At 47.4% G+C, this 14,101-nt stretch carries 12 protein-coding genes; 9 read left to right on the forward strand and 3 right to left on the reverse strand.

Translation table 11 applies throughout. The features are described 5' to 3' along the window. Positions 1-348: 348 nt before the first annotated feature. The 3 genes from QOX44_RS15310 (at position 349) to QOX44_RS15320 (ending at position 3,965) form a co-directional block, all read left to right on the forward strand. Positions 349-1,851, forward strand: a complete 1,503-nt coding sequence (locus QOX44_RS15310; RefSeq protein WP_283684366.1) for a sugar ABC transporter ATP-binding protein — start codon at positions 349-351, stop codon at positions 1,849-1,851. Then, on the forward strand, positions 1,851-2,846 hold the full coding sequence (locus QOX44_RS15315; RefSeq protein WP_283684368.1) for an ABC transporter permease: 996 nt from the start codon (positions 1,851-1,853) through the stop codon (positions 2,844-2,846). The genes QOX44_RS15310 and QOX44_RS15315 overlap by 1 nt, the downstream gene beginning before the upstream one ends. 120 nt (positions 2,847-2,966) lie before the next feature. Next, positions 2,967-3,965 (forward strand): arabinose ABC transporter substrate-binding protein, encoded by a 999-nt coding sequence (locus tag QOX44_RS15320; RefSeq protein ID WP_283684370.1) that lies wholly within the window; start codon positions 2,967-2,969, stop codon positions 3,963-3,965. Positions 3,966-4,110: 145 nt separating this feature from the next. Here QOX44_RS15320 and QOX44_RS15325 read toward each other — a convergent pair whose 3' ends face one another. Then, on the reverse strand, positions 4,111-4,971 hold the full coding sequence (locus QOX44_RS15325; RefSeq protein ID WP_283684371.1) for a helix-turn-helix transcriptional regulator: 861 nt from the start codon (positions 4,969-4,971) through the stop codon (positions 4,111-4,113). Between the two features lie 247 nt (positions 4,972-5,218). Here QOX44_RS15325 and QOX44_RS15330 point away from each other — a divergent pair, with 247 nt between their 5' ends. After that, positions 5,219-8,506: a DUF5107 domain-containing protein gene (locus QOX44_RS15330; RefSeq protein WP_283684373.1), complete on the forward strand. Its 3,288-nt coding sequence runs from the start codon at positions 5,219-5,221 to the stop codon at positions 8,504-8,506. An 18-nt stretch (positions 8,507-8,524) separates the two neighbouring features. Next, entirely contained in the window at positions 8,525-8,938 is a 414-nt protein-coding gene (locus QOX44_RS15335; RefSeq protein WP_283684374.1) for an ureidoglycolate lyase, read from the forward strand. 376 nt (positions 8,939-9,314) lie between these two features. Here the strand turns inward: QOX44_RS15335 and QOX44_RS15340 are convergent, their stop codons facing one another. Together QOX44_RS15340 and QOX44_RS15345 are read right to left on the reverse strand one after the other, a co-directional pair. After that, entirely contained in the window at positions 9,315-9,767 is a 453-nt protein-coding gene (locus QOX44_RS15340) for a GNAT family N-acetyltransferase (RefSeq protein ID WP_283684376.1), read from the reverse strand. Positions 9,768-9,793: 26 nt separating this feature from the next. Beyond that, the gene (locus tag QOX44_RS15345; RefSeq protein WP_283684428.1) at positions 9,794-10,213 is read right to left on the reverse strand and encodes a GNAT family N-acetyltransferase; all 420 of its coding nucleotides are present in this window, start codon (positions 10,211-10,213) and stop codon (positions 9,794-9,796) included. 374 nt (positions 10,214-10,587) lie between these two features. On the opposite strand from QOX44_RS15345, the gene QOX44_RS15350 reads away from it, so the two are divergent. The 4 genes from QOX44_RS15350 to rpsG all read left to right on the forward strand — a co-directional run bounded on the left by QOX44_RS15350 (position 10,588) and on the right by rpsG (position 14,005). Then, positions 10,588-11,472 (forward strand): AraC family transcriptional regulator, encoded by an 885-nt coding sequence (locus QOX44_RS15350; protein ID WP_283684378.1) that lies wholly within the window; start codon positions 10,588-10,590, stop codon positions 11,470-11,472. Positions 11,473-11,494: 22 nt separating this feature from the next. Continuing rightward, complete coding sequence (locus QOX44_RS15355) at positions 11,495-12,556, forward strand: uroporphyrinogen decarboxylase family protein (protein ID WP_283684380.1); 1,062 nt, start codon at positions 11,495-11,497, stop codon at positions 12,554-12,556. 380 nt (positions 12,557-12,936) lie between these two features. After that, positions 12,937-13,359, forward strand: coding sequence for a 30S ribosomal protein S12 (gene rpsL, locus QOX44_RS15360; protein WP_283684381.1), 423 nt, complete (start codon positions 12,937-12,939; stop codon positions 13,357-13,359). A 175-nt stretch (positions 13,360-13,534) separates the two neighbouring features. Next, positions 13,535-14,005 (forward strand): 30S ribosomal protein S7, encoded by a 471-nt coding sequence (rpsG, locus tag QOX44_RS15365; protein WP_283684382.1) that lies wholly within the window; start codon positions 13,535-13,537, stop codon positions 14,003-14,005. Positions 14,006-14,101: the final 96 nt, after the last annotated feature.

Below are 14,101 nucleotides of genomic sequence, written 5' to 3' on the forward strand. Positions count from 1 at the left end.
ATGCCAGGTTTCCGATATTGTATCATTGCCCCATTTGTCTGTCCAGTGATTTAAGGAATTTATAAGAAGAGAGGCGGAAAAACAGGAAAAAGAAGCGGTAGAAAAACTAAGATAAAATCGACAGCTTTGTTCCGGATTATGCAAAAGAACAGGACTAAAATTCCGAATGACAAAAGAAAAGGGGAGAAGAAACCGTTATAATAACGAAAACAGATAAAAAGAAGGAGAAAAAGTATTCAAACTGTACAAAAAGAGCAATTTTTTTAAACCCTTGGGCAATTTCCCATAATGAAATACAGTGCAGGGGTGTTTATAATGGAAACCAGATAAGACAAGGAGGAAACGTGTATGAGGAGCGTGCTTGAGTTTAAGAATATCTCAAAGTATTTTCCCGGTGTAAAAGCGCTTGATGATATTTGTTTTAAAGCGTATGGCGGAGAAGTACTTGCGTTTCTGGGTGAGAACGGGGCAGGAAAATCTACCCTCCTGAAGGTGCTAAACGGCGACTATCAGCCGACAAAGGGTGAATATCTGTTAGATGGTGTTCAGAAGCATTTTCATTCTCCTCATGAGGCGATCCAGGAAGGGATCAGTGTTATTTATCAGGAGCGCCAGATCCTGCTCGAGCTGAGTGTGGCAGAAAACATTTATCTCGGACGTATGCCGGTCAACCGCTTCGGGATCATTGACACGGCAAAGGCCAATCAGATGGCGAAGGCGATCATTGATGATTTCGGACTTCCGATCTCTCCGACAACAAAGGTAAAGGATCTCAGCATCGCATATCAGCAGATGGTAGAGATCATGAAGGCATACAGCCGTGAGAATCTAAAGGTCATCTGCTTCGATGAGCCGACCGCAAGCTTAAGTGATGCAGAGATCGACAGCTTATTTGAAATCATCGAAAAACTGAAAAAGCAGGAAAAGATCATCATTTATGTTTCACACCGTATGAAAGAGATCCAGCAGATCGCGGACAAGGTGGCGATCTTTAAGGATGGGCGGTATGTGGATACCGTAGTGACAAAAGAGGTGCCGGAGCAGCAGCTGATCAAGATGATGGTCGGACGTGATCTGGGCGATATATTTGAGAGCCTCGACCGCAATAAGGAGATAGGAGATGTGCTCCTTGAGGTGAAGGAGGTATCTTCTGATTACGTTAAGCCGGTATCCTTTACACTGCATAAGGGAGAGGTCCTGGGATTTTCCGGACTGGTCGGCGCAGGCAGGACAGAGCTGATGCGTGCGATCATAGGCGCAGATAAGATGCGCACCGGAGAGGTATGGCTTGAGGGAAAAAAGATTGTGAACCGGTCTCCGAAGGAAGCGGTGGAAAATGGCATCGTTCTGGTGCCGGAGGACAGAAAGCTGCAGGGGATCCTCGGCAATTTAAGTGTTGCCGGGAATATCAATATCTCGCTGCTGGATAAGAATTCCAATAATCTGGGAGTGATCAGTTCCGCGAAGGAAGCACAGGCAGCAGCGAAGGGCATCGCGGATTTCAAGATCAAAACACCGTCTCCGGACAAAAAGATCGTAGAGCTCTCCGGAGGAAACCAGCAGAAGTGTATTGTAGCGAGATGGATCGCGACAAATCCCAAGGTACTCATCCTCGATGAGCCGACAAAGGGAATTGACGTCGGGGCAAAGTCGGAGTTTTACAATATGATCTGCGAATTTGCAAAACAGGGGCTTGGCGTGATACTGATCTCTTCGGAGCTTCCAGAGGTGATCGGTCTTTCGGACCGGATCATCGTCATGAGGTCGCTGCGCGTATCCGGCGAGGTGAGCAGGGAAGAGGCAACGGAGGATAAACTGTTAAGTCTTGGAATGATGGGGGATGAAGCGTAATGGAAAACAAAGAAAAGAAAAATATACTCAGTTGGATCGGCGGGGATAAGTTGATTCTGATCATTGCAAATATTGTTGTATTCGTCTTATTCACCTGTCTGAACAGAAACTTTATGACGCTCCAGAATATGATGAACCTGCTCGTGGCGGCATCGCTTGTCGGCATGGTGGCAGTGGGGCATACATATCTGATCATTGCAGGACAAAACGACCTGTCTCCTGGTTCGCTGGCAGCTTTTGCAGGGACGCTGGTTGCGCTTCTTCTGAGTATGGGCGTGCCGTTTGTGCTGGCAGTGGTGATCACACTGGCAGCCGGTGTACTTGTAGGACTGTTCAATGCATGGATGGTCAACTGTATTAAGCTGGAAGCATTTATCGCAACACTTGTCACACAGTCCGTTATCCGCGGATTTGCCTATATTATCTGTGATGGAAAGCCGGTCGCAGTCAGCAACCAGACCTTTATCGCGCTTGGCAAGCTTCGGATCGCGGGAGTCCATATTTCGGTATGGCTGATGATCATTTCCTTTATCGTATTTGGCTTCATCCTTGCAAAGACCAAATTCGGACGGAGCGTGTATGCGATCGGAGGAAGCACAGAGGCAGCAAGACTTGCAGGCTTAAATCCGAGAAAGATCATCCGTACCTGCTTCGTACTGATCGCTGTACTGACCTCCCTTGGAGGAATCATTTTTGCGGCACGTATGAATTCCGGCCAGCCGGCAGCCAATGTCAACCTTGAGTTCGATGCGATCACGGCGGTTATCCTCGGCGGCGTATCCTTTGCAGGCGGCGTCGGCAGTATGTTCGGCACGGTGCTGGGCGTGATCCTGATCCAGGCTTTCAACACAGGTCTGATCATGGTAAATGTGCCGACCTTCTGGCAGTATGTAGCGCGCGGCGCTCTGCTTTTGTTCGCTCTGACCTCGGATTACATCCGTAAGCAGAGAAGAGAGAAAGAGCTTCTGGAAGCAAGCATGAGAAATATCAAATAACGGCCCTAAACGGCAATCAGCATGTAGAATGAAATCTACAGATAAATCTACAGATCATTCACAGAACCCTTTCACACGGACGTGTGAGGATATAAAAACAAATTCAAGGAGGAACGTAACATGAAAAAGAAAATGATGAGTATGGTACTTTGCGCGGCAACCGTAGGAAGCCTGATGGCAGGAAGCGTTGTGGCAAACGCAGAAGAGGATAAGCTCGTAGTTTACGGTATCTACAAAGCCGGTGATCAGACATGGTTTATTGATGAGGGAGCAGCAGCCCAGAAGGCAGTAGAGGAAGCAGGCGGAGAGTTCATTTTTGTAGATGCAAAGATGAACCCGGAGGAGTACTTAAAAGCAATTGACAATGCGATCGCAAATAAGGCGTCCGGTATTGTTACCTGTATCCCGGATCAGACAATGTCCCAGGCAGCTGTAGATAAGGCTACAGAGGCAGGTATCCCGATCGTTGCAGCAGATGATGCACTGCAGGATGCAGAGGGCAACAAGCTGGCTCCGTGGGTAGGCATTAACGCTTACGTGATCGGTGAAGCAAACGGCGAGTGGCTTGCAAATTATGCGATCGACAATGAGCTGGTAGGAAAAGAGGACGTAGGACTTCTTCTGATGACGATGGATACCGTATCCAGCTGTGTACCGCGTGCAGAGGGCGAGCTGGCAAAATTCACAGAGCTTTGCCCGGACTTCCCGGAGAGCAATATCTTCAAGGCTGACTACGATGGAACGACAGACAAGGGAAATACAGCGGCAGCAGCAGTCATTACAGCAAATCCGCAGATCAAGACATGGCTGGTAACAGGAGCAAACGAAGAGGGCTGTATCGGTGCGGCACGTGCGCTTGAGAGTGCAGGACTTGACGCAGATGCGTGTGTAGTAGGTCTTGGCGCATACATGGCAAAGGATGAGTGGAACAACAAGGGTGCGGATGGCACATGTGTAAAGGCATCTGCATACTTCTCCGCTGATCAGGTCGGCGCAGGTTCTGTAGAGGTTCTTCTTGACATGATCAACGGTGAGGAGCCGGCAATGGAGACGGCTGTAGACGCAGTAGTTGTTACTCCGGAAGACTATAAGGAAGTAATGGGAAGCTACGCAGAATAAGAAACAGTACAGGATGGATATTTCAGTCAGATATCCTGATATAAGATGAGCAGGGCTGCCTCAGATGCAGATTCCGGTAAGTGATACGCACAAGGATCACCGGAACCATCTGAGGCAGCCCTGTCTGTTTGCAGATAAGAACACGTTATTCTATGGCAGCGTGGGCGCGGTATTCGCTGGGAGTCGTGTTTTCCCACTTTTTAAAGGTGGAGCAGAAGCTGCTTTCGCTGTTAAATCCGCAGGCAAAGGCGATCTCCTTGATCGACATGCCCGGCGTCTTTAACAGATATTTGGCTGAGTTTAACCGTGTGGCGATCAGATACTGATGCGGAGTAAAACCAGTCTCAGCAGTGAATACGCGTGTGAAATAGTAGGGACTCAGATTAGAGTTCTGCGCAAGTGTTTCCAGAGAGACGGGTTCGCTGAAATGCTCATTGATATACGCAAGAGAGCTTTCGATCACCGATGAGCGGGAGGTGCTGGCATCTGCATCGGAACGCCCATTCAGCAGCTCTGTCAGTATCTGGGTGATATAGGCAGATACGGACGCTTCGCGGATCGGCGCGGACTCCCGGAAAAGCCGGAGGATCTTGCGCATATTGTGAGCGACCGGATAGGAGTTGGGCAGGGTGAGTACATTTCCGCGGCTTGCGGTGATAATCTCATAGTAGCTGCGCGCGAGCGGACCGTCAAAGTGCAGCCATGCGACCTCAAGGGTCGTATCGGACTCCATATTGCCGTACTCATGCGGCTCATAGCAGTCCATCAGGACGATCTGATCTTTGGAAGCTGTAAAAGGTCTTCCCTGACAGGCGCCGGTGCAGGTGCCGTCTAAGATGTGCATCAGCAGAAAATTATCGTAATGGTTCCTGCGGCGAAGATAGCCTGGCTCGTAGAAAAAGTGCCCGGTCGCTACCGGATAGAGATACAGTCTGGCAGCGATGGCGCTGGGAAAATATAAATAATAATCAGAAGCCCTGGTAATCCCTTTTTCTTTGGAATACATAGAGAGAAATCCTCCTTTTTGATCGTGGTGTCATTTTCATATAAGCCGGTAAATCTGTCTGCTCTGGAGGCTTTTGCTGTGTGGGATATTGTAGCTGTTCCAGAGGGAAAAAGCAAGAGAAAAGAGAGCAATTTATTTGAAATTATAAGCAAATTTGAGCAATGAAAAAAGGAAATCATTCAGCTATAATAAGAATATCAGAAAAAAGATGAAAAGCAAAAACTATAAAGAGGTACAGGAGGTAATCATGGAAGAGGTAAGAATCTGGGAAGAGCAGGTTGTCATTCCTACATATGAGATCGGTGATGCGGATAAGAATCCGATGTTCCTTGAAAAACGCGTGTATCAGGGGAGCTGCGGCAAGGTTTATCCATATCCGACGACCGAAAAGATCAGTCCGGTAAAGACGGACAAAACGTATCAGGCAGTTTATCTGGAAAATCAGTACATAAGGGTGATGGTGCTTCCGGAGCTCGGAGGACGTATCCAGAGAGCGTATGATAAGACGAATGATTATGATTTTGTATACTATAATCATGTGATCAAGCCGGCTCTTGTGGGACTGGCAGGGCCGTGGATCTCAGGCGGGATTGAGTTTAACTGGCCGCAGCATCACAGACCGACTACATATATGCCGGTTGACCATGTGATACAGGAAAATGCAGACGGAAGCAAGACGCTGTTTGTCAATGATGTGGACCAGATGTACGGCACCAAGGGGATCGCAGGCTTCACGCTCTACCCGGATAAGGCATACATCGAAATCCGCGGACAGCTTTACAACCGCACGGCAACACCGCAGACCTTCCTCTGGTGGGCAAACCCGGCAGTTGCCGTAAACGACAATACACAGTCGATCTTCCCGCCGGATGTTCACTCTGTGATGGATCACGGCAAGAGAGACGTCTCCCGTTTTCCGATCGCGACAGGCGTATATTACAAGCACGATTACAGCGAGGGCGTGGATATTTCGAGATACAAAAACATCCCGGTACCGACCTCCTATATGGCAGAGAAGTCGGAGTATGATTTTGTGGGCGGCTACGACTATGGCAAAAAGGCAGGTATCCTGCACGTAGCAGATCATCATATTTCTCCGGGGAAAAAGCAGTGGACGTGGGGCTGCGGCGAGTTCGGACAGGCGTGGGACCGCAACCTGACGGATGAGGATGGTCCGTATATTGAGCTGATGACGGGCGTTTATACGGATAACCAGCCGGATTTCACGTGGCTGAAGCCGTTTGAGGAGAAGACATTTAAACAGTATTTTATGCCGTATAAGGAAGTCGGCGCAGTAAAGAATGCAAGCATTCACGCAGTGATGAATATGGAGGTCCGCGATGGCGGGATCTATGTCTGTGTGTACGGCACGGAAAGATACGAGGATGCGGTGATCGTAGTGAAGAACTGCGGCGAGGAGATCTTCCGCAGGCAGACCGTGCTCTCTCCGAATGATATTTTCGAGGAAACGATCCCGGCGTCTGTCAAAAAAGACAGTGATGTAAAGGTGCAGGTATTTTCGGGAGAAAAATTGCTTGTGGAGTATCAGCCAAAGGACGAGGGGATACCGGAGCTTGCGAAGCCGGCAGAACCGGCAAAAGATCCGCAGGAAATCATGACAAATGAGGAGCTGTTTTTGACGGGGCTTCATATTGAACAGTACCGTCATGCGACCTATCTTCCGGATCCCTATTATCTGGAAGGCTTAAAGCGCGATCCGGGCGATATCCGTATCAATAATGCGTACGGTTCTCTTCTGATGAGAAGAGGCTGCTTTGCCGAGGCTGAGAAGTATTTCCGCAAAGCGCTGGAGCGTCTGACCTGGAAGAACCCGAACCCGTATGACAGCGAGCCATACTATAATCTGGGCCTTGTACTGTTTTACCAGGGCAGCTATGACGATGCGTTCGATGCTTTCTACAAGGCAACGTGGAGCAATGAACAGCAGGAAATGTCGTTTTACTATCTGGCATGTATCGCAGCGCGCAGAGGGGACTTTGAAGAAGCGCTTGCCTTTGTTGACAAGGGACTTGTCAAGAATGCGCATAATATCAAGGCACGCGGCCTCAGGGCAGTGATCCTGCGCAGGCTTGGTCAGGAGGAGCGCGCACAGGAGTGGATCAAAGAAAACCTTGGCATAGACCCGTTTGACTATGTCTCCATGTTTGAGTCGTATCAGCTTTCTGGCGATGAAACGGTTCTGGCAAGGATGAACGGCCTGATGAGGGATTTCCATGAGAATTATCTGATGTGCGCGCGCGACTATGCAGAGGCAGGATTCTACAAAGAAGCGGTAGAGCTTCTGGAGCAGTGTACACAGGAAAAGCCGATGCTCTATTATTACCGCGGCTTTTACAAGCGCTGCATCGGCGAGGATGGCCTGGCAGATTATGCAAAGGCAGAGGCAGCTTCTCCGCTGTACTGCTTCCCGAATAAGCTGGAGGATATCTGCGTACTGGAAGACGCGATCCGGGCAGGAGAGACTTGTGCAAAGGCGAACTATTATCTGGGCTGTCTGTTTTATGATAAGCTGCAGTTTACACATGCGCTCGATCTGTGGGAGGCGTCTGAGGCTTCGGATGGTGAGTATCCGACCTTACTTCGAAACCTTGCGCTTGCCTACTATAATAAATGCGGTGAGCCGGAGAAGGCGCGCGAAAAGCTGGAAAAAGCATTTGCGCTTGATCCGACCGACGCACGCGTATTTCTCGAGCTCGACCAGCTTTATAAAAAGCTGAACTGTCCGTTTGAAGAACGGATTGTGAAGTATGAAGCGCACCTGGAGCTGACGAGAGAGCGGGATGATGTGATGATAGAGTATATCACAGTGCTGAATTCTCTTGGCAGGCATCAGGAGGCGTATGACACGATCATGTCCCACACCTTCCGTCCGTGGGAAGGCGCAGAGGGGAAGGTGATAACACAGTATAAAGCGGCGCTTGTCGAAATGGCAAAAGAAAAGCTTGGCGCACAGGACTATGAGGGAGCCAGGGAGCTGCTGGAGCGCGCGCTTGTCTATCCGGTAAATCTCGGCGAAGGCCGTCTGGAAGGGACGAAGGACAATAACATTTATTATTATCTGGGCTGTGTCAAAGAAGCACTGGGAGATGACGCGGGGGCAAAGGAATGCTTCCATCTCGCTTCCCTTGGCCAGGACGAGCCGGCAGGCATGATGTATTATTACGATCAGCCGGCAGATATGATCCTTTATAAGGGGCTTGCCGCTCAGAAGCTGGGTGATCAAAGAGCCGCAAACGCATGCTTCTACAAGCTGATTGATTACGGTGAGAAGCATATCCGCGACCATATGCGCATCGACTATTTTGCGGTATCTCTCCCGGATTTCCTGATCTTCGAGGAGGACCTGAACCTGAAAAATGAGGCGCACTGCTATTATCTGATGGGACTTGGCAGACTGGGACTCGGTGAAAAGGAAGAGGCGGCAAAGCAGTTTGCACAGGTATTAAAACGGGATAAGAGCCATCAGAACGGGATCTTCTATGCGCGGATGGCGCGTGGAACAGAGCATGCGTAAAAAGACGAGGAGGAGCGTATGAGAAGGATCGAGAGCATTACGCGGGAAGCGTTTGCCGCGTTTGGGAGTGTGATTGAATTTTCACCGGATTTTGAGGATGTGTATGAGATTGTTGAGACGGAGGAGGAAAAGCCGTGGATCCTGGCGGTGTTCCGGTATAAGAACAAAACGATCCGAAGACTTGAGAATCATCCGACTTCTATGGAGACGTTTGAACCGCTTGCCGGGGTGACAGTGCTGCTCGTGGCGGAGCATGAGACGCCGGAGGAGTACCGGGCATTTGTGCTGGATAAGCCAGTCTGCCTGAAAAAGGGCGTATGGCACCAGGTGCTCTCTCTGACCCCGGAAGCATCAGTCAAGATTACCGAGAATAAGGATGTGTATTCAGAGTTTTACGATCTTTCCCAGGAGGTCTGTGCGCAGATCGGATAGCGGGAGCACAGATTGGATAGCGAGAACCTTGACAGGTACAGATCCTGCATAGAAAAAGGGGCTGTCGAGAAATAGATAGTTCTAAATAGGGACAGATGTGACTCGCGCGAGTCACATCTGTCCCTAAAATCCCTTTTCCATTTTCTTCCCGCAGTCTTTTTATCAGTTCAACAGGATTTTCATTGACAAAATGGATTTTATCGGAAGATGTTTTTTGCTTGTGTGTTACAACATAAGATGTAAAATCATCATAAACCCATTCGCCTGGTGAAAGTTCAGTGACAATCTGATGATATGTATTCCACCCCATTATCACAGTATCAATGTCTTTCACAAATTCAGAATATGCGTCAATGCTTGATTCATAAATTGGATTCTATCTATGGATGTACATTCTTGTCATATCAGGGTCATTATTCCCTTGAACCATACACAAAAATTCCCAGCCGTATCTTTCATAAAAACTTGTATGGTCCGTAATCAAATAGATAGGAGTAATACCCTTTAACTTCATATCCTTCACGACAATATCGAGTAATTTTCCCGCAATTCCCTGACAGCGATATTCCTTGTCTGTATATACTGCACATACATTCGGCGCAAGGTCTTTCCTGTTATGAAAATCATTTTCGATTACTCCAAGACCACCCACAATCCGTTCTTTATCTAAGCAAAGATACCAACCATACTCTGTTTCATGATTGAGATATGCTTCCATGCATTCAAGATACGCTTCTTGTGGCACTTCCCATTTATCATGAAACCATGCTGCAGCAGCTTCTTTTAATTCTGGTTTTTGTCTTAAAGTAACATAGGTAAATTCTTTCATATCTGCCTCCGCAACTTTCAAATTTGCTAAATTCTCTTAATAAGAAACAGTTCCATTGGCTGCTCATATCCTGGAATATCTATAACAAAACCACCACAATCTTTATATCCTAATTTTCTATAAAAATGCTGTGCTTCTTCATCAACCTGTGTAGAAGTCAGAAGCATACCATATCCTTGTGATTTCATGTCAGCTTCCCAATGCTCCATAAGTTTTTTTCCATAACCTTTTCCTTGATAATTCCAATCAACAAACAACATTGTACAAAATGGCGTATTATCCCAAAAAAGATTATATCTCAGCAAGCCTGTCGGCTTATTATCATCTAATAAAACATATCCTCTTTTTTCTCTAACTTTACTGTCAAATTCCTGTTCTGGCAAATGCTTATCAAGACTATACCAAAACTCTTTATCTTCTAATTGAACATATCTAATTTCCAGGATTTCCTCGCCTCTTTAACTTCTAAATTTATTGTTCTCTTTATATCAAATTATACCATGCTGTTATAAGCATTGTCATTTCTTTTCTTGCTTTTGATAATTGTAAAGTAAAGTTCTTGATAAGAGGAAACAGGATGGGTGGTGTCGGAGATGATTTTACCGGCACCACTTTTAATTCCGAAAAATATAATTTATACTGCCATTAATACCAAAATGTGTAAGACGAAGACATCTGTGAATGATAAAATCAGCTTAAGAATCAAAGGAAGAATGGCATACAGGACGGAAACGGACGGCAGTCTGGAAGAGATAGAAATAAATACCGAATTGTGATAAAATAGCTTTCATAAACACACAGAGCATATCCGGAGGATGAAATGAAAAGGCTGAAGGAAAGTATGATAAAGACTATTAAGAGCGATTCTTTTGAGATTCGTATGAGAAATGCCGGAGTATTTCGGTTTCCGGCCGCATATCGGTTTGAGACACATAATCACCGGGAGATCGAGATCAATTATATCAACAGTGGATCGTGCATCATGGGAATAGAAGGGGTGCTTGTTCCTCTCAAGCACGGTGACTGTATTGTTATTTATGCCGGCGTGCCTCATCAGTTTATTGTGGAGGACAAGGAGAACTGCAGGATTACGCAGCTTGAGTTTCGGGTAGAGCATTCGGAGGGATTGCAGGAAACGCTCAGGTTTTTCAGTGGAGCGGCGCCTTATTACAGGCTGTGCGGGTGTGAGGATGTTTGCGTTTATATGGAGAACCTGTGCAGACTTTATCGTGCGGATAAGGATCCGGAATACAAGGAGCTTATGATGCAGCTGGGATTTTTTCAGCTTTTTCTGGAGCTTTCTGAGAAGATGCAGCGTTCTGCCCGAAGGGATATCAAAAAAGGAAAAGCAGGGCGTATTGATGGGATCATCCGCTACATCAATGAAAACTGGGATAAGGAGATCAATATCGAAGCGCTTGCCCGGCAGTTTGAGGTCAGCTCGCGTTACATAAGGAAATGCTTCCGGCAGGAAACAGGGGTGAGCTGCCAGAAATATATTTGCACGCTGCGGATCAGTAAGGCAAAGGAGCTTTTATGGTTTACTGCAAAATCAGTGACGGAGATCGCACTTGAGACGGGGTTTGGGAGTTCTCAGTATTTCTGTCGGGTATTTCAGCAGTATACAGATATGTCGCCGATGGAGTACCGCAATCTCTGGCGCGGTCAGAAGGCGCAGGAATTATGTGTAGTAGATTTTCGCTGACAGGTAAAAGGAGGAAGGTATTATGACAGACAGAGAAAATTTTTTGTCACTGCTTCGCAGACAGGGGTATGAGCGTGTGCCGGTGGAATTTATACTGTGTCCGCATTTGCAGGAGGTATGTAAGAAGGAACTGGGGGCAGAGGATTATGAGGAATATTTCGGCTTTCCATGGCGCAGAGTGGATGACCTGCGGCTGGTCGGGCATGATGTGGAACAGTATCGGAAATTTTATCAAAGACCCCTTGCGCAGGGAGCAGACATTGATCTTTGGGGAGTAGGGCACGAAAAGTCCCCGAACAGTATGCATATGACTTACATGCGGCATCCGCTGGAGGATATGGAGACGCTGGAGGAGATACAGAACTATCCCTATCCTGATTTTGCGCATGCGGACGGATCTCATCAGGCTGAGCAGGTGCGCCGGATCAAAGAAAGGGATCTGATCGCTATTGGCGATATGCAGATGACGATCTGGGAGTGCGCATGGTATATGCGCAGCATGGAAGAGCTGTTCTGCGATATGATGGAGGAAAATGAGATCGCAGAGTTCCTGTTTGATAAGGTAACGGAGCTTTCTCTGATCCGGGCAAAGGCGTATGTGAATGCGGGCGTGGATGTCCTGTTTTTGGGGGATGATATCGGAATGCAGCATACGATCATGATGAGCGAGGAGCTGTACTGCACCTGGATCAAGCCGCGTCTGAAATATATCATTGATGAGGTGAAAAAGATCAACCCGGATCTGATCGTATTTTATCATTCCTGCGGATTTATTGAGCCGATGATTCCGCATTTGATCGAGGCAGGGGTAGATGTACTCAACCCGATTCAGAGTGAGTGTATGGATTTTGAGGAAATCTTCCGTAAATATGGAGACCGGATTTCTTTTCACGGTACGATCGGCACGCAGACGGTGATGCCGCATGGTACGCCGGAGGAAGTAAAGCAGGCAGTATGGAGAAATCTCGATATTGCAGGAGAAAAAGGCGGGCTTTTTGTGGCGCCGACTCATATGCTCGAGCCGGAGGTGCCGCTTGAGAATATCCTGGCATATGTGGAGGCCTGCAGGACTTACAGAAAATAAAGAAAAGAAGCAAAAGAAAAGAAGCAGGGCAGGAAAGATGAGGCTGCTGCGGCATGCGATCGGGAGGGGATGGCTCCTCTGGAACAGGCATGCTGCAGCAGTCTTTGTTTTACCGGAGCGGCAAAGGCAGAAAGCGGCTGTAAATACCGGTTGAAAAATGGGTGAAAAATGTTGAGAAATCCGCTGAGAAAAGAAAAAATCCCTTGACAAGCAGATTTGCCAAACGTATAATGATTGAGTGCGTGGCTGCGCATGTCATTTTTTGCGCGCGCAGCATATCACTACATGACGCATGGTTCAGCAACCACGGGCGAAAAGCTCATGCAGGAAATCACAGCATCGAAAAGTCAGGCTGTGATAAAAAATCAGGAGGTGAAGAAATGCCAACATTTAATCAGTTAGTAAGAAAAGGCAGACAGACATCAGTAAAGAAATCTACTGCGCCGGCTCTCCAGAAAGGATTTAACTCCCTTCAGAAGAAGGCAACAAACACATCTTCTCCGCAGAAGAGAGGCGTTTGTACAGCAGTTAAGACAGCTACTCCGAAGAAGCCGAACTCAGCTCTTCGTAAGATCGCCAGAGTACGTCTGTCCAATGGTATCGAGGTTACAAGCTACATCCCGGGTGAGGGACACAACCTTCAGGAGCATAGCGTTGTGCTTATCCGTGGCGGTAGAGTAAAGGACCTTCCGGGTACAAGATACCACATCGTCAGAGGTACACTTGATACAGCAGGTGTTGCCAAGAGACGTCAGGCACGTTCCAAATACGGTGCCAAGAGACCGAAAGACGCGAAGAAATAATTCGGCGTTTTCCAGAAGTATCACAAGAAGATCTGAATTTTGTTTCACCTTATGCGGAGTTCTTATTAGCAGGTGGTTGCGCGTTAATATAGAAGTCCTTGCATGAAACACAATCAGCAAGCCAGTTTGTGAGTACCTGTGAATTAATTGATTATCATTAAGGAGGGAAGTAACCATGCCACGTAAAGGACATACTCAGAAAAGAGATGTTTTAGCAGATCCGTTATACAATAACAAAGTGGTTACAAAGCTTATCAACAACATTATGCTTGATGGTAAGAAGGGTGTAGCCCAGAAGATCGTATACGGAGCATTTGCGAGAATGGAAGAGAAGACCGGCAAGCCGGCAGTTGAAGTATTTGAAGAGGCAATGAACAATGTTATGCCGGTACTGGAAGTAAAAGCAAGACGTATCGGTGGTGCTACGTATCAGGTTCCGATCGAGGTAAGACCGGACAGACGTCAGGCACTGGCTCTTCGCTGGATCACAATGTTCTCCCGCAAGAGAGGCGAGAAGACAATGGAAGAGCGTCTGGCAAATGAGCTTATGGATGCAGCAAACAACACAGGCGCATCTGTAAAGAGAAAAGAAGATATGCATAAGATGGCAGAGGCTAACAAGGCATTTGCTCATTATCGTTTCTAGGCCGAAAGCAACTGGCCGAAAGCAACTTAGCGAAAACAAGTCGGAGACGAAGTTTGAGCTTAGTGCGAGGCTGTGTTATCGCTATTATTTAGGAGG

Source organism: Parablautia sp. Marseille-Q6255 (genome assembly GCF_951230155.1).
Classification (GTDB): domain Bacteria; phylum Bacillota; class Clostridia; order Lachnospirales; family Lachnospiraceae; genus Choladousia.